The organism is Labrys monachus (assembly GCF_030814655.1).
Classification (GTDB): Bacteria; Pseudomonadota; Alphaproteobacteria; order Rhizobiales; family Labraceae; genus Labrys; species Labrys monacha.
Map to the genome: position 1 here is coordinate 4,361,769 of NZ_JAUSVK010000001.1, position 18,903 is coordinate 4,380,671.

Annotated in this window: 17 protein-coding genes; 15 read left to right on the forward strand and 2 right to left on the reverse strand. The window is 66.6% G+C overall.

Annotated features, from left to right (window positions below):
* The first annotated feature begins 107 nt into the window (after positions 1–107).
* The 11 genes from J3R73_RS19950 (at position 108) to J3R73_RS20000 (ending at position 10,808) form a co-directional block, all read left to right on the forward strand.
* Positions 108–1,127 (forward strand): ABC transporter substrate-binding protein, encoded by a 1,020-nt coding sequence (locus J3R73_RS19950; protein WP_307430809.1) that lies wholly within the window; start codon positions 108–110, stop codon positions 1,125–1,127.
* Between the two features lie 9 nt (positions 1,128–1,136).
* Positions 1,137–2,138 (forward strand): ABC transporter permease, encoded by a 1,002-nt coding sequence (locus J3R73_RS19955; RefSeq protein ID WP_307430811.1) that lies wholly within the window; start codon positions 1,137–1,139, stop codon positions 2,136–2,138.
* Positions 2,138–2,902 carry an ABC transporter ATP-binding protein gene (locus tag J3R73_RS19960; RefSeq protein ID WP_307430814.1) on the forward strand — a complete coding sequence of 255 codons (765 nt, stop codon included), beginning with the start codon at positions 2,138–2,140 and terminating at the stop codon, positions 2,900–2,902. The genes J3R73_RS19955 and J3R73_RS19960 overlap by 1 nt, the downstream gene beginning before the upstream one ends.
* A gap of 13 nt (positions 2,903–2,915) precedes the next feature.
* A complete protein-coding gene (locus tag J3R73_RS19965) occupies positions 2,916–3,200 on the forward strand; it encodes a hypothetical protein (protein ID WP_307430817.1) in 285 nt (94 codons plus the stop codon).
* A gap of 175 nt (positions 3,201–3,375) precedes the next feature.
* Positions 3,376–4,251, forward strand: a complete 876-nt coding sequence (gene osmF / locus J3R73_RS19970; RefSeq protein WP_307437536.1) for a glycine betaine ABC transporter substrate-binding protein OsmF — start codon at positions 3,376–3,378, stop codon at positions 4,249–4,251.
* A 68-nt stretch (positions 4,252–4,319) separates the two neighbouring features.
* Positions 4,320–5,477, forward strand: a complete 1,158-nt coding sequence (locus tag J3R73_RS19975; protein WP_503128790.1) for an ABC transporter permease — start codon at positions 4,320–4,322, stop codon at positions 5,475–5,477.
* Positions 5,474–6,412, forward strand: coding sequence for an ABC transporter ATP-binding protein (locus tag J3R73_RS19980; RefSeq protein ID WP_307430820.1), 939 nt, complete (start codon positions 5,474–5,476; stop codon positions 6,410–6,412). The genes J3R73_RS19975 and J3R73_RS19980 overlap by 4 nt, the downstream gene beginning before the upstream one ends.
* Positions 6,409–7,158 (forward strand): ABC transporter permease, encoded by a 750-nt coding sequence (locus J3R73_RS19985; protein WP_307430823.1) that lies wholly within the window; start codon positions 6,409–6,411, stop codon positions 7,156–7,158. Before J3R73_RS19980 ends, J3R73_RS19985 begins: the two co-directional genes overlap by 4 nt.
* A gap of 260 nt (positions 7,159–7,418) precedes the next feature.
* Positions 7,419–8,408, forward strand: coding sequence for an amino acid ABC transporter substrate-binding protein (locus tag J3R73_RS19990; RefSeq protein WP_370880105.1), 990 nt, complete (start codon positions 7,419–7,421; stop codon positions 8,406–8,408).
* Between the two features lie 103 nt (positions 8,409–8,511).
* Complete coding sequence (locus J3R73_RS19995) at positions 8,512–9,699, forward strand: amino acid ABC transporter permease (protein WP_307430825.1); 1,188 nt, start codon at positions 8,512–8,514, stop codon at positions 9,697–9,699.
* Positions 9,696–10,808 (forward strand): amino acid ABC transporter permease, encoded by a 1,113-nt coding sequence (locus J3R73_RS20000; protein ID WP_307430828.1) that lies wholly within the window; start codon positions 9,696–9,698, stop codon positions 10,806–10,808. The genes J3R73_RS19995 and J3R73_RS20000 overlap by 4 nt, the downstream gene beginning before the upstream one ends.
* 259 nt (positions 10,809–11,067) lie before the next feature.
* Here the strand turns inward: J3R73_RS20000 and ndk are convergent, their stop codons facing one another.
* Positions 11,068–11,490 (reverse strand): nucleoside-diphosphate kinase, encoded by a 423-nt coding sequence (ndk, locus tag J3R73_RS20005; protein ID WP_307430832.1) that lies wholly within the window; start codon positions 11,488–11,490, stop codon positions 11,068–11,070.
* 156 nt (positions 11,491–11,646) lie between these two features.
* On the opposite strand from ndk, the gene J3R73_RS20010 reads away from it, so the two are divergent.
* The 3 genes from J3R73_RS20010 (at position 11,647) to J3R73_RS20020 (ending at position 16,138) form a co-directional block, all read left to right on the forward strand.
* Entirely contained in the window at positions 11,647–13,506 is a 1,860-nt protein-coding gene (locus tag J3R73_RS20010) for an ABC-F family ATP-binding cassette domain-containing protein (protein ID WP_307430835.1), read from the forward strand.
* A gap of 329 nt (positions 13,507–13,835) precedes the next feature.
* On the forward strand, positions 13,836–14,474 hold the full coding sequence (locus tag J3R73_RS20015) for a methyltransferase family protein (RefSeq protein ID WP_307430838.1): 639 nt from the start codon (positions 13,836–13,838) through the stop codon (positions 14,472–14,474).
* 371 nt (positions 14,475–14,845) lie between these two features.
* Positions 14,846–16,138: an MFS transporter gene (locus J3R73_RS20020; RefSeq protein WP_307430841.1), complete on the forward strand. Its 1,293-nt coding sequence runs from the start codon at positions 14,846–14,848 to the stop codon at positions 16,136–16,138.
* 173 nt (positions 16,139–16,311) lie between these two features.
* Here the strand turns inward: J3R73_RS20020 and J3R73_RS20025 are convergent, their stop codons facing one another.
* Positions 16,312–17,949 (reverse strand): ABC-F family ATP-binding cassette domain-containing protein, encoded by a 1,638-nt coding sequence (locus J3R73_RS20025; RefSeq protein WP_307430844.1) that lies wholly within the window; start codon positions 17,947–17,949, stop codon positions 16,312–16,314.
* Positions 17,950–18,136: 187 nt separating this feature from the next.
* Between J3R73_RS20025 and J3R73_RS20030 the strand changes: the two genes are divergently transcribed.
* Positions 18,137–18,685, forward strand: coding sequence for a YbhB/YbcL family Raf kinase inhibitor-like protein (locus J3R73_RS20030; protein ID WP_307430847.1), 549 nt, complete (start codon positions 18,137–18,139; stop codon positions 18,683–18,685).
* The last annotated feature ends 218 nt before the right edge of the window (positions 18,686–18,903 follow it).

Consider the following 18,903-nt stretch of genomic DNA (forward strand, 5'->3'; position numbering starts at 1 on the left):
CTTGGAGCCGCCATACCGGCCGAAAAGAGGCGGACGGGACGTCCGCGGTCCCAGGAAGGCGAGTTTCACCCGACTGTCACTCCCCCCTCCCATTCCAGGAGCCCCCGATGCCGGGACCATCCACGCTCAATCGCCGCAAACTTCTCCAACTGGCCGGCGGCGCCAGCGCCGCCGCCTCCCTGACCATCGCAGGCGCCCATGTCTTCTCGCCGGCCGTCGCGGCGCCGGCACCCAAGATCCGCCTCGCCTGGACGGAGGTCGCCGCCTGCCACTCGCCGCTCGGCTTCGGTGTCGCCAAGGGCATCTATGCCAAGCATAATCTCGACGTCGAGCTGTTCTACCAGGGGGCGAGCGGCCAGACCCTGATCCAGGCGCTGGCGACCGGCAAGGCCGATGCGGGCGCCGGCCTGATCGGCGACTGGCTGAAGCCCCTGGAGCAGGGCTTCGACGTGAAGCTGTTCGTCGGCTCCCATGGCGGCTGCCAGCGCCTGCTGGCGTCCAAGGCCTCGGGCATCACCGATCTCCAGGGCGTCAAGGGCAAGACCATCGCGACCTACGGCATCGGCGCGCCGCCGCAGGTCGCCTTCCAGGTCACGCTGGCCAAGGCCGGCATCGATCCGGAGACCGACGTCACCTGGAAGGCGGTTCCGTTCGACCTCGTCGGCGAAACCGTCAATCGCGGCGATGCGGACCTCGCCGCCCATCTCGATCCCTGGGCGTGGTCGATCGAGAAGCAGTTCGGCCTCACCAAGATCGCCGACACGCAGACCGGCGTCTATGCGGACCACACCTGCTGCGTGCTCGGCGCCAACGGACCTTTCCTCGAAGCCAACAAGGATGCGCTGCGCCGCCTCGCAGAGGCGAATATCGAAGTGCACGAATACACCGCCAATCATCCCGACGAGGTGGCGCAGTGGTATTTCGAGACTCTCAAGCCGGCCGGCCTCAGCGTGGCCGACCTCACCGAGATCCTCGGCAAGCTGGTCTATCACAACCATCCGATCGGCCAGGAACTCGTCGACCAGATCCGGATCACCGCGGAGGATCTCAAGCTGGTCAAGGTCCTCGACCCGACGACCGATCCCAAGCAATTCGCCGAGCGGATCACGGTCAACCTTCTCGCCTGAGGCCTAACAATGAGCGATATGACAAGGGCGCTGCGCGCGGGCACGGCGTCTCCCGCCTTCGATACGATCGGGCGCAACCTGTGGAGAAACGGCGCGCTCGCGGCAATCGCGTGGGCCGCGGCGGCGCTGGTGACCATCGGCCTGCCCGACGTCGTGCCGTGGGGAAGCGCCGGCCTGTTCGCGGCGATCACCGGCAGCGGCGCCGTCGTCCTCGCCATTCTCGCCTTCGGCGTCCATCGCCTCGGGCGGGTCGGCGCGGGGCTGGTCCATTACGGCCCGTGGTTGCTCGCCATCGGCATCTGGCTCGCCTTGTGGGAATTGACGACGGCGAAGTTCGGCTGGCTGCCGAAGCCGTTCTTCTCGCCGCCGCACGGCCTCCTCAACGTCTATGTGACCGATGGCCCGCGCCTCCTGATCTGCATCGCCTATACGCTGCGCCTGTGGGCGCTGGGCTTCGCTTCCGGCGTCCTCGCCGGCTACGCCGCGGGCATCGCGCTCGGCTGGTCGAAGCGCTTTTCCTATTGGGGCATGCCGATCCTGAAGCTGATCGGTCCGGTGCCCGCGACGGCCTGGATCCCCTGCACCTTCTATTTCTTTCCCACCACCTTCGACGCCAGCATCTTCATCGTGGCGCTCGCCTCGGGCATTCCCGTCGCCATCCTCACCGCTTCCGGCGTCGGCTCGGTCGACCGCGCCTATTACGACGTCAGCCGCATCTTCGGGGCGAGCGACTGGTACCTGATCCGCAGGATCGCCATGCCGGCCTCCCTGCCGCATGTCTTCGTCGGCCTGTTCATGGGCCTCTATTATTCGTTCGCCGTGCTGGTGGTGGCGGAAATGCTGGGAGCGAAATATGGCCTGGGCTGGTACATCCAGTTCCAGACGGCCTATTCGGGCTATGCCAACGTCTATGCGACGCTGATCATCATGGCCCTCCTGTGCGCCGGCATCGTGAAGCTGCTCTTCCTTGTCCGCGACCGTCTCCTCGGCTGGCAGAAAGGCTTCATCTGATGGCGCATCCCGCCCGCATCGCCGTCGACATCCGGACGGTCAGCCATCATTTCGATCTCGGCGGCACGCCGCTGCCGGTGCTCGAGAGCGTCGACCTCAAGGTCGAGCCGGGCGAGTTCGTGGCGCTGCTCGGCCCGTCCGGCTGCGGCAAGTCCACCCTTCTGCGCCTTGTCGCCGGGCTGGAGAGGCCCGCGAGCGGCACCATCCTCGCCGACGGTGCCGCGATCACCGCGCCCGATCCCTCGCGCATCCTCGTTTTCCAGGATCCGACCTTGTTTCCCTGGCTCACGGTGTGGAAGAACGTCGCGAGCGGCCTCGATGCGCGCGGCATCCTCGGGCAGAACCGGCATCGCGTCGACGAGGCGCTGTCGCTCGTCGACCTCGGCGCCTTCGCCCGCGCCTATCCGCACCAATTGTCCGGCGGCATGGCCCAGCGCGCCTCCCTGGCGCGGGCGCTCGTCCACGATCCGGCCCTGCTGCTGCTCGACGAGCCCCTGGGCAAGCTCGATTCGCTCACCCGCCTGATGCTGCAGGACGAAATCGTCGCGCTGTGGCAACGCGTCGGCTTCACCGCCCTGCTCGTCACCCACGACGTGGAGGAGGCGCTGCTGCTGGCCTCGCGCATCGTGGTGTTCAGCGACCGCCCGGCCCGCATCAAGGCGGCGTTCACCGTCGACAAGCCCTATCCCCGCCACCGGGACGATGCCGACCTCGTCCATCTTCGCCGGGAAATCCTGTCCGCGCTCGGCCTGGCGATCTCCTGAAAGCACGGATGCCATGTCGCCAGCCAGCAGGTTCCTCGTCATATCCGGCGCAACCGTCGTCGTTTTCTCGGTCGGCTGGTGGTGGCTCACCTACGCAGACGTGATCCGCTACGCCTATCTTTCTCCTCCGAACGCCGGGCTGTGCCTTGTCAGCAATAGCGATATTTGTCAGCTTGCGAAGTCGCTGTGCCGCGGTGCCCATCCGTTTGCGATCATCGGCTACCGGTCGGCGAGCATCTGGATCGGAGCCGCCTTGCTCTGCGCCAGCCTGGTGACCGCGACGGCGCGGGATGCGTAACGCAGGACGTATCTTGTAAAGGGGCTGTGAATCAGGAGGATAATGCGTTTCCTTCCTCTTCCGATTCAGCTTCATACCTCATCGACCGGGCCGCCATTGCGCCCTTTCAAAGGAGTATCCGATGACGACCAAGCTGACGTCCCGTTCTCTGGCATCCTGGGGCATCGCCCTGGCGATGACCATGACGGCGGGCATGGCGCAGGCCGCCGACGTGACCGTCGCCTCGAAGATCGACACCGAGGGCAACCTTCTCGGCAACATCATCGTGCAGGTACTCGAATCGCACGGGCTGTCGGTCAACAACCGTGTCGGCCTCGGCACGACGCCGATCGTGCGCAAGGCGATCACCTCGGGTGAGATCGATCTCTATCCCGAATATACCGGCAATGCCGCCTATTTCTTCAACAAGGCCGACGATACCCTCTGGAAGGACGCGGCCAAGGGCTATGCCGAGGCCAAGAAGCTCGACTATGACGCCAACAAGATCGTCTGGCTCCAGCCCGCGCCCGCCAACAACACCTGGGCCATCGCGGTCCGCAAGGACCTGGCCGACGCGAACAAGCTGAAGACGCTCGACGATTTCGGCAAGTTCGTCACCGGCGGCGGCAAGGTGAAGCTGGTGGCCTCGGCCGAATTCGTCAACAGCGCCTCCGCCCTGCCCGCCTTCCAGACGACCTACGGCTTCAAGCTGAGCTCCGACCAGTTGCTGGTGCTCTCGGGCGGCGACACCGCCGCCACCATCAAGGCCGCCGCCGAGCAGACCGACGGCGTCAACGCCGCCATGGTCTACGGCACCGATGGCGGCATCGGCGCGGGCGACCTCGTCGTCCTCGACGACGACAAGTCGGTGCAGCCCGTCTACGCCCCGGCCCCGATCGTGCGCGAAGCCGCCCTCAAGGCCCATCCCGAAATCGCGGATTGGCTGAAGCCCGTCTTCGCCAGCCTCGACCTCAACACGCTGCAGACGCTCAACGGCCGCATCCAGGTCGACGGCGAGGCCGCCAAGGACGTCGCGGCGGACTATCTGAAGTCGAAGGGCTTCGTGAAGTGAGCCTCGGCGCCGGGAAAGCGAGGACAGCCGACACTAGCGCTTTCCCGGCGCACCCCGCAGCCTGGCGCATCCTCGCCGGCAGCGGCGGCTTCGACAAGCTCGGCCTCGTCATGGCCATCGTCACCGCGGCCGCTCTGACGCTTCCTTTCGCGAATTTCCGCCCCAACCGCATCGCCGCCGCCAGGGGCGTGGAACTCCTCGGCGCCTTGCCCGCCGGCATCGGCTGGCCGTCCCTCCTGCTCTTCATTCTCGCCGCCGCCACGGTGCTGCGACGCAACGGGCCGCTCTTCCGCCTCCTGCTCGCCGGCGCGGCCCTGATCGTGCTGGGCGTGCTGATCGGCCTCGTGCCCGCCGCGCTGATGCCGCCGGGCAAGGCACTCGCCCGCGTTGCGCCGGCCGCCGGCTTCTGGCTGCTCGCCTTCTCCTTTGCGATCATTCTCACCGACGCCGCCGCCAAGCTGGCGCTCGGACCGGTCAGGCGGCTGCTCGCCTTGGCCGTCGCCGCGGCGGTCTTCGCCGCCTTCCTGATCTCGGGCCACTGGAACGGCCTGTCGGTGATGAAGGAATATGCGACCTATTCGGACGGTTTTGCGGGCAACGCCCTGCGCCATGTCGAACTGGCGCTCGGCTCCCTCGCCGGCGCCCTGGTGATCGGCCTGCCGCTCGGCATCGCCTGCCACCGTTCGCAGAAGCTGCGCGGCATCGTGCTGCCGGTGCTCAACATCATCCAGACCGTGCCCTCGATAGCCATGTACGGCCTGATGATGGCGCCCCTCGCCCTCCTTGCCGCCAATTATCCGCTCCTGCGCGATCTCGGCATTCGCGGCATCGGCGCCGCGCCGGCGGTGATCGCGCTCTTCCTCTATTCGCTGCTGCCGGTGGTCTCCAACACGGCGGCCGGACTTGCCTCGGTGCCCCCTGCCGCCGTCGACGCGGCGGCCGGCATGGGGATGACGAGGCGTCAGCGCCTGTTCCAGGTCGAGCTGCCGCTGGCACTGCCCGTCATCCTCACCGGCGTGCGCATCGTGCTGGTCCAGAATATCGGCCTCGTCACCATCGCCGCCCTGATCGGCGGCGGCGGCTTCGGCTTCTACGTCTTCAACGGCATCGGCCAGCAGGCGATCGACCTCGTCCTGCTCGGCACGGTGCCGACCATCGCGCTCGCCTTCACGGCGGCCATCATCCTCGACGCCGCCGTCGATCTGCTCAAGGGGCAGCGCTCATGATCGAAGTCGAACATGTCAGCCGGCGCTTCGGCCCCCTGCTCGCGGTCAACGATGTCTCGCTCACCGTCGAACGCGGCACCATCACCGTGCTGGTGGGGACGTCGGGCAGCGGCAAGTCGACCCTGCTGCGCATCATCAACCGGCTGATCGAGCCCACCTCCGGCACGATCCGCATCGACGGCCGCGATACGGCGGGCCTTTCCGGCGAGGAACTGCGCCGCGGCATCGGCTATGCCATCCAGGGCCACGGCCTGTTCCCGCATTGGACGGTGGCGCGCAACATCGCGACCGTGCCGACGCTGCTCGGCTGGGACCGGGCGCGAATCGGCCGGCGCGTCGTCGAGCTCCTCGAACTGTTCGAGCTCGATCCCGCCTCCTATGCCGGGAAATTCCCGCACCAGCTCTCCGGCGGCCAGCAGCAGCGCGTCGGCGTCGCCAGGGCGCTGGCGGCCGAACCCGCCGTGCTGCTGATGGACGAGCCTTTCGGCGCGCTCGATCCGATCATCCGCGCCAAGGCGCAGGAGGACCTGCTGGCGCTCCAGCGCCGGCTCGGCATCACCGTCGTGCTGGTGACGCACGACATGGAGGAAGCCATCCATCTCGGGGACCGTATCGCGGTGATGGACGGCGGCGAGGTGCTGCAATACGCGACGCCCGCCGAGATCCTCGCCCACCCCGTACCGGGCTTCGTGGAGAAGCTGGTGGGCGGGGCCGACAGGCCCCTGCGCCTTCTCTCCCTCACTCGGGTCGCCGATGCGGTCCAGCCCGGCGAGGCGACGGGCAAGCCGATCGCCGACGACGCCACCCTGCGCGACGCGCTTTCGGACCTCCTGTGGTCCGGCGCCGAAAGCCTGCCAGTGGCCGCGCCGGACGGCACGCTCCGGGGCCGGATCACCCTGCCGGCCATCCTCCGCCGCGCGGGACGGCCGGCATGAGCTGGTTCGCCCTCGCCGCGCGCATCGCCGGGGTCGTCCTGCTGGCATTGCTGGTGCTGGCCCCCGACCTGTTCGAGCCGCTCCTGCGGCCGCTCACCGAGAACGGGGCGCCGGCGATCTACAACCAGGGCAGCCTGCTCGACCTCACGGTCGACCATCTCGCGCTCGTCGCCGGGGCGAGCCTGATCAGCGGCGTGATCGCTCTTCTTGCGGGCATCTTCGTCACCCGGCCTGCCGGGGCCGAATTCCTGCCGCTCTCGCGCACCATCGTCAATATCGGGCAGACCTTCCCGCCCGTGGCGGTGCTGGCGCTGGCGGTGCCGGCCGTGGGCTTCGGCGTCAAGCCGACGCTGATCGCCCTGGTGCTCTACGGGCTGCTGCCGATCTTCGAGAACACCATCACGGGCCTGCGCGAGGTGCCGGCCGCCGCCCTCGACGCCGCGCGGGGCATGGGCATGAGCGCCAGGCAATGCCTGCTGCAGGTGGAGCTGCCGCTGGCCCTGCCGGTGATCCTCACCGGCTTCCGCCTCTCCTTCGTGATCAATCTGGGCACGGCGACGATCGGGTCCACCGTGGCGGCGAAGGGGCTCGGCGAGGTGATCATCGCCGGCCTGCAGAGTTCCAACACCGCTTTCATCCTGCAGGGCGGCGTGATCGTCGCGCTGCTCGCGGTGCTGATCTACGACGCGCTGGGCGGTGTCGAGCGCTATGCTGCCCGGCGTGCCGGAACGGTCGAAACGTCCTGATGCCGGGGGAGAAGACGACGGCATCGAGCAGGCCGGCCGGATCTTCCCCGGCGCGGCACCGGCAGCCGGCCCGTTCGCCGGCTTGCCATGCAGACATGATCGCCGGATCATGCCAAAGGATGAAGGAAACGTCTTCGGTGAGACGACATCGCGGAAGCGACCGCTGGCGGGCGCCTTCGCAGGAGACAGGAATGAAAGGGGCTCTCATGCTGAATTCAGTGAGGCGCGCGGTCTCGCGCGGCGCCGGCGTGGCGATCGCAATGCTCGCGGCGGGCGTCATCGCCGCGGTTCCGGCCCATGCCGGGCCGACGCTCGACAAGATCAAGGCGCGGGGCGTCATCAAGGTCGGCGTCGGCACCCAGGCCGGCTTCTTCGCGCCGGACAGCAACGGCAAGTGGCAGGGCTTCTTCGTCGATTTCGGTCGCGCCCTGGCGGTGACCGTCTTCAACGATCCCGACAAGGTCGAGTTCACCTCGTCCTCGCCCCAGCAGCGCCTTCCCGCCCTGCAGGCCGGCCAGTTCGACATCCTGCTGTCGGGCGTGACGCAGACGATCACCCGGGCGTTCAAGCTCAACTTCCATTTCGGTCCCGTGGTCTTCTATGACGGCCAGGGCATCCTGGTGAAGAAGTCGGTCGGCGTGACCAAGGCGGCCGACCTCGACGGCGCCACCATCGGCGTCCAGAGCGGCACCACCGGCGAGCAGAACATCGCCGACTTCTTCCGCAAGAACGGCAAGACCTACAAATCCGTCGTCATCGAGGACACCAACACCTTCACGCAGGCCCTGCTCTCGGGCCGCGTCGATGCCCTGACCCAGGACGGCTCCGACCTCGGCCTGCGGCGTGCCGCCCTGCCCAATCCCGACGACTATGTCCTGCTGCCCGAGCGCCTCTCCAAGGAGCCGCTGGCTCCCGCCGTGCTCGGCGGCGACGACCGCTGGCTGGAGATCGTCAACTGGACCGTCTATGCCACGATCCAGGCGGAGGAATTCGGCATCGACAGCAAGAATGTCGACAGCTTCCTCACCAGCAGCGACCCGGCCATCAAGCGCTTCCTCGGCGTCGATCCGTCGCTGGGCGAGGCGATCGGCCTCGATCCGAAATTCGCCTACAACATCATCAAGAAGGTGGGCAATTACGGCGAGATCTTCGAGCGCAACCTCGGCAAGGGCACCAAGATCGGCTTCGATCGCGGCCTCAACCAGCTCTGGACCAAGGGTGGCCTGATCTATTCGCCGCCGTTCCGCTGAGCGGGCGGCGCCGGCCCGCCTGCCGGCTTCCGCCTTCGTGTCACTGCGGACCGTTCCTGCGCCCCAATGGCGGCAGGAGCGGCCCGCGCCCCGGATTGCAGCCATGGCCGAAGACACCGCCGTCGAGGCGCCCGCCAAGCCCGGCCCGCTGGGCGCGGTCGGCGCCTGGTGGGGCGACCGTCCCTATACGCAGCTGGCGCTGATCGCGGCGATCTTCCTGATCTTCGCCGTCCTCGGCACCAATCTCGTCGACAGCATGTATCGTCTCGGCATGCAGCCCGGCTTCGGCTATCTCGGCCAGCCTGCCGGCTTCGACATCGGCGAACAGATGATCCCCTACGCGCCGGGCGACACCTATGGACGGGCCATCCTGGTCGGCCTGCTCAACACCATCAAGGTCTCGTTCTTCGGCTGCCTGCTGGCGACCATCCTCGGCGTGGCGCTGGGCATCGCCAGGCTGTCCGGCAATCTCCTGCTGTCGCGCCTCGTCCAGGCCTATGTCGAGGTGATCCGCAACACGCCGCTGACGCTGCAACTCTTCTTCTGGATCGCGACCACCCATGCGCTGCCGCCGGTGAGGCAGGCCCTGCAGCCCCTGCCCTATGTCTTCCTCTCCATCCGCGGCGTCTTCCTGCCCTGGATCGTGGTCGGCGACGGCAGCCTGTGGCCGCTGATCGGCGTGCTCGCCGCACTCGCCCTCGTCCTGACGGTGGTGATCCGCCGGCGCGAGCGCCCGCTGCCCCTCGCCGCCCTTCTCGGCCTGGCCGCGCTCTTTCCCGCGCTCGCTGCCGCCTGGATCGTCGTTTCGGGTCTTTCCCTGACGCCGGACCTGCCGGCCCTGCACGGCTTCAACATCACCGGCGGCCTCACCATGACGCCGGAATTCGCGGCGCTCCTCACCGGGCTCACCATCAATTCGGCCGCCAGCATCTCGGAGATCGTGCGCAGCGGCATCCAGTCCGTCGGCGTCGGCCAATGGGAGGCGGGCCGGGCCGTCGGCCTGTCGCGGGGCCGCATCATGCGCCTCATCGTGCTGCCCCAGGCCATGCGGGTGATCACGCCGCTGATGACGTCGAGCTATCTCGACCTGACCAAGAATTCGACGCTGGGCGTGCTCATCGGCTATGCCGACCTCGTCACCGTCATCAACACCAGCGCCAACAATCTCGGCAACGCCATCGAGACGATCATCATCCTCGTCGCCGTGTTCCTGACATTGAGCCTCGGCGTATCCGCACTGATGAACCTCTATAACGCGCGCCTGATCGACCGGGGATTGATCGCCCGATGAGCCAGCCCTCCCTTTCCCGGGCCCAGCGCCCCGTCTGGTCCGATCGCTGGCAGCAATGGCGCGCCGGGCTCTTCAGTTCGCCGGTCAATACGGTGATCACGCTGGTCGTGCTGGCGGTCGCAGCCTGGATCGCCGTCCCCCTCATCCGCTGGGCGTTGATCGACGCGACCTGGACGGGCACGGCGCAGGATTGCCAGGCCCGCAGCGGCGCCTGCTGGGCCTTCATCCACGCCAACATCAAGCTGATCCTGTTCGGCACCTATCCCGGCGACATGCTGTGGCGGCCGATCGTCACGCTCGTCCTTCTCTTCGGACTCGTCATCGCCAGCACGCTGCCCGCCTTCTGGGGCATCCCGCTCGTCGTCGCCTGGATCGCGATACCGACGCTCGCCTGCCTGCTGCTGTCGGGCTTTCTCTCGGGTACCGACGTCTCGACCAACCAGTGGGGCGGCCTGCCGCTGACCATGCTGATCGCCACCATCGCCTTCGCCGCCGCCTTTCCCGTCGCCATCCTGATGGCGCTCGGCCGGCGCTCCAAGATGGGCGGCATCCGGCTGATCTGCGTCGCGGCGATCGAGGTGCTGCGCGGCATCCCGATGCTGGTGGTGCTCTATGTCAGCATCCTGATCGTGCCGATGATGCTGCCGCGCTTCAACGTGAACCTGTTCTTCAGCGTCGAGGTGGCCCTGACGCTGTTCGTCTCGTCCTACCTTGCGGAGATCGTCCGGGCCGGCATCCAGTCCCTGCCGGCCGGACAGAACGAGGCGGCGCGGGCGCTCGGCCTGTCCTACCGCCATGCCTTCCAGCTGGTGATCCTGCCGCAGGCGCTGCGCTCGGTCATCCCGGCCATCGTCAATCTCGCCATCGGCCTGATCCAGAACACACCGCTGGTCGTCGCCATCGGCATGATGGACTTCCTCAGCGCCGGCCGCGCGGCGGCGCAGAACGAGCAGATCTGGCCGAACTGCTTCAACGAGGCCTATTTCTTTGCCGGGATCGTCTATTTCGGCCTGTGCTTCGGCGCCTCGCGCTACAGCCTGTGGCTGGAGGGGCGGCTCAGGGCGTCGACCGGCTACCAGACCCGCATTCGCGGCGGCCTGACGCCCTGATCCGAAGCGCGGGCATCCTGCCCATAGGCGCTAACATATGGGCAAGACCCGCCTTCTCCCGAGCCGGGAGAAGGTCCCGGCAGGGGGATGAGGGTCTAAACTTCAACGCAGATAGCTCAATAGTCGTGCTGGAATTGCAGAAGTCCAGACCCTCATCCGGCGCTTCGCGCCACCTTCTCCCGCATGGGAGAAGGAAAATCGCGCTATTCTCGGCAAAGTTAGCGCATATGGACAGGATGTCCGCGCTCCCAGGCTCGCCTCAGCCGACGATCTCGTTGCCCGAGAAGAACTGGGCGATCTCCTGCTTGGCGGTCTCCGGCGCGTCCGAGCCATGCACCGAATTCTCGCCGATCGACAAGGCGTAGAGCTTGCGGACGGTGCCTTCGGCCGCGTTGGCCGGGTTGGTCGCGCCCATCACTTCGCGATGCCTGGCAACGGCGTTCTCGCCCTCCAGCACCTGCACGACGACCGGCTCCGATATCATGAACTCGACGAGCTCACCGAAGAACGGGCGGTCCTTGTGCACGGCGTAAAAGGTCTCGGCCTGTTCCTTGGTCATGCGGATGCGCTTCTGGGCGACGATGCGCAGGCCCGCCTTTTCGAACACGGCATTGATGGCGCCGGTCAGATTGCGCTTGGTCGCATCGGGCTTGATGATCGAAAAGGTACGCTCGATAGCCATAATCGTCCTGATTGCTGCTGGTTAGGGTCAGCGGCTTATAGCTAGGCCCCCGCCTTGCTTCAACCGTTCATCCCGCTAAATTCGCGCCGCGCCGCCGATCTCCCGTTCTCGCACGGAAACATTGCCCCGCCGCGGCACTCATGCCAAAAGCCCGCCATGCTGCACGTCAACGGGCTCACCTACCGCATCGGACCCCGCGTCCTCTTCGACAACGCCACCGTGGCGCTGCCCCCGGATGCGCGCGTCGGCTTTCTCGGACGCAACGGCACCGGCAAGACGACATTGTTCCGCATGGTCATGGGGGAACTCTCGCCCGACCTCGGCTCCGTCTCCGTGCCGCGCGGCATGCGGATCGGCCGGGTGGCGCAGGAGGCGCCCGGCGGCCCCGAAAGCCTGATCGACGTCGTGCTCGCCGCCGACGAGGAGCGCACCGCTCTCCTCGCCGAAGCCGAGACGGCGACCGACCCGCACCGCATCGCCGAGATCCAGACGCGGCTGGCGGACAAGGGCTCCCACGCGGCCCCGGCCCGGGCCGCCACCATCCTGGCCGGCCTCGGCTTCGACCATGCCGCGCAGAGCCGGTCCTGCTCCGAATTCTCCGGCGGCTGGCGCATGCGCGTCGCGCTGGCGGCCCTGCTCTTCACCGAGCCGGACCTGCTGCTGCTGGACGAGCCGACGAATTACCTCGATCTCGAAGGCACGCTCTGGCTGCAGGACTATCTGGCCTCCTATCCGCACACGGTGGTGGTGATCAGCCATGACCGCGACCTTCTCAACGCCTCCGTCGATTTCATCCTCCATTTGACGGAAGGCCGGCTCGAGCTCTATCGCGGCGGCTATGACGAGTTCGAGAGGCAGCGCCGCGAGAAGCAAGCCCTGTCGCTCAAGCTGCGCAAGAAGCAGGAGGACCAGCGCCGCCACATCCAGTCCTTCATCGACCGCTTCAAATCCAAGGCGTCGAAGGCGACGCAGGCCCAGTCCCGCATCAAGATGCTGGCCCGCATGGAGCCTGTGGCCGCCCTGGTGGACGACGAGATCAAGCCCTTCGATTTCCCGCCGCCGCTCAAGCCGCTTTCGCCGCCCATCATCGCGATGGAAGGGGTCAGCATCGGCTATGGCGAGCGCACGGTGCTCTCCCGCCTCGATCTGTCGGTCGACAATGAGGACCGCATCGGCCTGCTCGGCTCCAACGGCAACGGCAAGTCGACCTTCGCCAAGCTCCTGGCGGGGCGGCTCGAAGCGATGAGCGGCAGGGCCCGGCGCTCATCCGCCCTCAAGGTCGCCTATTTCGCCCAGCACCAGCTCGACGAGCTCAACCCGCGCGCCACGGCCCGCGACCATGTCGCCGAGCTGATGAAGGGGGCGACCGAGGCGCAGATCCGCGCCCGCACGGCGCAGATCGGCTTTGCCGCCGACAAGGCCGACACCCCGGTGGACAACCTCTCCGGCGGCGAGAAGGCGCGCCTGCTGATGGGCCTGGCGACCTTCGGCGGCCCGCACCTGCTCATCCTCGACGAGCCGACCAACCATCTCGACATCGACAGCCGCCAGGCCCTGGTGCAGGCCCTCAACGACTATCCCGGCGCCGTCATCCTCATCAGCCACGACCGCTATCTGCTGGAGGCCTGCGTCGACCGCCTGTGGCTGGTCGCCAACGGCACGGTGAAGCCGTTCGAGGGCGACATGGAGGATTACCGCAGGCTGGTGCTGGCCAAGCCCGCCGCCGAGAAGTCCGAGCGCGGTGGCGAACCGACCCAGCGCCAGAACAATGCCGCCAAGCGGGCGCAGACCGCTTCGAGCCGCGAGAGGATCCGTCAGATCGAGGCGGCGATGGACAAGCTCCAGGCCATCATCGCCAATCTCGACGAGAAGCTCTCCCGGCCGGGCCTCTTCGAGCGCTCGCCCGACAAGGCCGCCGACATGGCAAAGGCGCGCGCCACCGCCGGCGAGCGGCTCGCTTTGGCCGAGGAAGCCTGGCTCGAAGCCAGCGCGGCGCTGGAAGAAGCCGGGGCGTAGCCGGCAGAGGCAAGCCTGCCTCGCAAGCGGGACCATCCCGGTCGACGGCTCGACCGGAGCGGCAGCCTGATCGATGCGCGGAGCGGGTATCCGATCGGAGAGGCCGTTCTCCCCTGCAGGCTGCGAAAGCCCGTGTTCCGCCCGCTCATGCGCCGCGGGCGATCCGAGGGATCGTCGATGAGGCGGCCAGGTCTCGGCCGTTGAGATCTCGGCCGTTGAGGTCTTGGCGGCTGAACTCTCGACAAGCACTATTCCGGCCGTCTTGCCAAGTGCGACAATACAGCGATACTGCCGTCTGCGCCTGTCAGGACTTGGGGGAGATCACTGAAATGCAGGTCGTAGATGTCGTTCCCTTGCTTGCATTCGCCGGCCTCGTCGCGATGATCGCGGTCCGAACCGCGATGTTCCGCCGCCGGGGTATACGTTCGGTGGCCGACATGCATGAAGCTCCGCGGCGGGAGATTGCGCTCAAACAGGCCAGCATGGCGGTGTTCTGGCTCTTCGGCCTGTTCGCCTTGCTGTATGCTTGGGGAACCCCAATCACCGACTGGGTTCCCGGCCTGCTGGCCTACCAGATTCAGGATAGCTCAATCCTTCGGGTCATCGGCGCTGTTCTTTGCCTTGCCGGCGTGGCGATGTATCCGTTTGCGCAGTTCAACATGGGTGATTTCTGGCGAGTCGGCATCGACCGCGAGGTCGGCCGCGCCGATGCCGCGGGCGAACAGAAAGGCCTCGTCATGAACGGCCTTTTCGCCGTGTCGCGCAATCCGATCTACATCATGCTGGACGCCATTTTCGTCGGCGCATTTCTCGTGCACGGGCGACTAATCTTCCTGGTGATCGCTTTGGCGTATATCGCGATAACCCATTGCGAGATCTTGAACGAAGAGCGCTTTCTCAACGAGCGCTTCGGAGATGAATACGTCGCCTACAAGAACCGCGTCAGCCGTTATTTGTTCGGATTTTGAAATAAACCGAGGCTTTTCGAAACAGTCTTCTCAAATCGAGAGGCTTCATCGCGGCATTGACGCTTTGCAACGCCGTTGTGAAATTTTCCCGCGCCCCCCATGTCGGCCAAGGTCATACCTGCTCTCCTCCCCCTTGGGTGATGTGCAGCCAGTCCCAGTCAGGGCTTCTCCGAACGCCGCCGAGATCGGCGGGGTGAATGCATCGCGTCCGCCGGTAGGTTCCCGCGAGGATCCGGCTGCGATTTGACAGCGGCCGCCTTCGCGCGCTTGCATGCGACGACGAGCGATCAGCAGGGGGAGTGCATAGACCCGACATACCGCCGTCCAACAAAGCATTGCCATTCAAAACAATATAATCAGGAGGAAATACCATGGCTGAAATTGAACGCAGAACGATGGACAAGGTGACGTGGCGCCTCGTCCCCTTTCTGATGCTCTGCTATTTCATCGCCTATCTCGATCGGGTGAACATCGGCTTTGCCGGCGCTTCGATGAGCAAGGATCTCGGCCTGCCGGCTGCCGCCTTCGGCGGTGCTGCCGGCATCTTCTTCATCGCCTATTTCTTCTTCGAAGTGCCGAGCAATCTTGCCCTCGATCGCTACGGCGCCCGGCTGTGGATCGCACGCATCATGCTGACATGGGGCCTGGTCGCCGGCGCGCAGGCCTTCGTGGTCGGTGAATTCAGCCTCAACATGATACGCCTTCTGCTCGGCGTCGCCGAAGCGGGCTTCTTCCCCGGCATCATCTTCTTCATCACCCTGTGGTTCCCGGCGGCCTACCGCGCCAGAATCATCGGCTGGTTCATGTTCGCCATCCCGATTTCGACGGTGATCGGCGCGCCCATCTCAGGCTTCATCCTCAATCTCGACGGGCTCGGCGGCCTGCATGGCTGGCAGTGGATGTTCCTCATCGAGGCGGTCCCGGCCGTCTTGATGACGCTCGTCGTCCTCTATTACCTGACGGATCGGCCCAAGGAGGCGCATTGGCTGCAGCCGCAGGAAGCCCAATGGCTGCAGGATCGCCTCGATGCCGAACGGGCCAACCGCGAGCGCCACGGCAGCATGTCGTGGCTCCGATCGATGACCGATCCGCGCGTCATCGCGCTGGGCTTCGTCTATATGGGCTGCAACATTCCCCAATACGGCCTCAGCTTCTTCCTGCCGCAGATCATCAAGGGTTTCGGCGGGCTGAACAATGTGGAGATCGGCTTCATCACGGCCCTGCCCTATATCGTCGGCGCCATCGGCATGATCTTCTGGGGACGCCATTCGGACCAGACCGCGGAGCGCAAATGGCACACGGTGGCCGCGCTGGGCATCATCGTCGTCGGGCTCGGGCTCGCAGCCGTTTCGTCGGCGCCGCTGCTGAAGATGATCTTCCTGTGCGTCGCCGGCTTCGGCTTCTTCGCCGTCCTGCCGGTGTTCTGGACCCTGCCGACCACCTTCCTCAGCGGCACGGGGGCGGCGGCCGGCATTGCCGCCGTCAACTCGATCGGCAATCTCGGCGGCTATTTCGGCCCGAAGGTCTTCGGCTGGCTGCAGGATTCGACGCACAACGACTTCGCCGGCCTGATGTTCCTCGCGGGCTGCGCCATCATCGGCGCCGTCATCGTGCTCGTCCTCGGACACAATCCGGCCGTGGAGAGACCCGCGGTGACCACCTGAGCAAGCGGGCCTGACCTGACAGGCGTGGTCGACAGAAATGGCGCGATTTCCCTTCTCCCGGGTCGAGAGAAGGGAGCTTGATCCGGCTCCGTCACCTCACGCGGCAAGGATGACCTCGGCCGACAGCACCCGCGTCCGGCTCAGCAGCGCAGCCGGGTCGCCAGCGCTGCCGGTCAGGCCATCGCCATGCGGCGGGCCTGCTTGCGCGACATCTTGCCGCCCGCCTGCGAAGGCGCCCGGTTGCCAGCCCTGGCACGGTCGAGCACCAGGCGGGCATAATCGTCCATGTCGCCGTCGAAGGGCCGGATGCCGCCATCGGCCGCGAGCCAGAGGCGGTCGGCGACCAGTTCCATCAGCGAACGGTCATGCGTGATGAGGATCACGGCGCCCTCATAATCGTTGAGGGCGTCGAGCAAGGCGCGGCGGCTGTCGATATCGAGATGGTTGGTCGGCTCGTCGAGGATGAGCAGATGCGGCGCGGCCATCGCCACCAGATTGAGCAGAAGCCTTGCCCGCTCGCCGCCCGAGAGATCGGCGACGGTCGTTTCCTGCTTGGCGAAGCCCAGCCCGAACTGGGCGAGGCGCGAGCGGCGCGCCGATTCGCTGTCGTCGGGGCGCTGCCGGCGCATGATGTCGAGCGGCGTGTCGACCGGATCGAGCGCCTCGATCTGGTGCTGATGGAACCAGCCGACCTGGATGCGTCCGTCGCGCTGCATATGGCCGTCCCGCACGGCCAGCGCACCCGCCAGCATCTTGGCGAAGGTCGACTTGCCCGCACCGTTGACGCCGAGCAGGCCGATGCGGTCGTCGACATCAAGGCGAAGGTCGAGGTCCGACAGCACGGGCGTATCGCCATAGCCGACGCTCGCCTTCTCCAGCTGTATCAGGGGCGAGGCCAGGGGCCGCGGCGGCGAGGGAAGGATGAAGGGCGCCACGCGCTCGGAGCTCGACGCCGCGATCGGCGGCAGCTTGGCCAGCCGCTTCACGCGCGACTGGGCCTGTGCCGCCTTCGAAGCCTTCGCCTTGAAACGGTCGACGAAGCTCTGCAGATGGGCACGCTCGGCCTCCTGCTTGACGCGGGCCGCCGCCAGCAGGCGCTGGTTTTCGGCGCGCCGCTTCTCGAAATCATCGTAGCCGCCCGTGTAGAGTTCGAGCCTGCGATCATGCAGATGCAGGATGTGGTCGACCGAATTGTTGAGCAATTCGCGGTCATGGCTGATGATCAGAGCCGTGTGCGGATATTTCTTGAGGCGCGCCTCCAGCCACAGGGCGCCTTCGAGGTCGAGATAGTTGGTCGGCTCGTCGAGCAGCATCAGGTCCGGCTCGGCGAAAAGCGCCGCCGCCAGGGCGACGCGCATGCGCCAGCCGCCGGAAAAATCCGCCATCGGCCGTTCGAGATCGGCGATCGAAAAGCCGAGGCCGCTGAGGATCTCGCCGGCACGGGCGGGGGCGCGATCGGCCTCGATCTCCATGAGGCGGGCATAGATCTCGCCGATATGCTCGGGCTCCGCCGTTTCCAATTCGGCATAGAGGCCGCTGCGTACCGTGTCGGCGGCGAGGATCGTATCGATGAGGCTTATGGGCGTCGCCGGATGTTCCTGCGCCACCGAGGTGACCCTGGCGGTCCGCGGAATCGAGATCTCGCCGCTATCGGCGATGAGCTCGCCGAGCAGCAGCTTGAACAGCGTCGACTTGCCGGCGCCGTTGCGGCCGACGAGGCCGACCTTCGCACCGATCGGCACGGTGACGGAGGCTTCGTCGAAGAAACGGCGGCCATAGGCATTGAGGACGAGATTGTCGATCTGCAGCATGTGAAGGCGCCCGAGGCTTGAAGCGGAAGACGCCGGCAATTTTGCAACGCAGCGCAACGAATGGATTTTATACCGCAATGCAGCAAGAATGGCGAGACTTTATCCGCGACCTTTCTCGGGCGAGACGCGTTGTCGTCATCGGGGCAGCGCGCGATAGGCTTCCCCGCTACGAAGAAGGGAAGCGATCATGACATACCGCGCCACGATCCTTGCCGTGACGGTGGCCCTGTCTTCACCGGCCATCGTCACGGCCCATGCCTTCGAAATCACCAGCAGCGATTTCACCGATGGCGGGCGCCTGCAGAAGGCCCAGGTCGGCATCGGCGCCGAATGCGCCGGCGGCAATGTCTCGCCGGCCCTGGCCTGGAAGGACCCTCCTCCCGGCACCCGGAGCTTCGCCCTCACGATGTTCGATCCCGACGCCCATGGCGGCGTCTGGCATTGGGGCGTGTTCGGCATTGCGGCCGACGTCGAGGCCCTCGCCGGCAATGCCGGTTCTTCCGATGCGACCTTGCCCAAGGGCGCCCACCACGCGCTGAACACCCGCCGGATGGCGGCCTATTTCGGCGCCTGCCCGCCGGCCGGGCCGCCCCACCACTATATCGTCACCCTCTATGCCCTGAAGACGGCGAAACCGGCAGGATTCAAGGCGGCCGCCGGGGCCGCCGCGCTGGGGCGCCTCGTCTCGGCCGAAGCGGTCGGCAAGGCGACGATAACGGGCCTCTACGGCAAGTAGCCGCCCTCTCCCGAGGCTGGGCGTGGCGGGAGAACGGGCGCGGGTATAGGTTGGGCATATCGGCTCTCCATCCCCCTGCAGACGTTTCATGCCCGCCTTTACCTCCATCTATCTCGCCCATCCCGGCGGCCGTGCCATCCACCAGCGCGAAGGCGCCGGGAGCACGGCGGTCGTCATCCAGCGCACCGGCCTCCTCTGCCGGCGGCTGGCATCCGCAT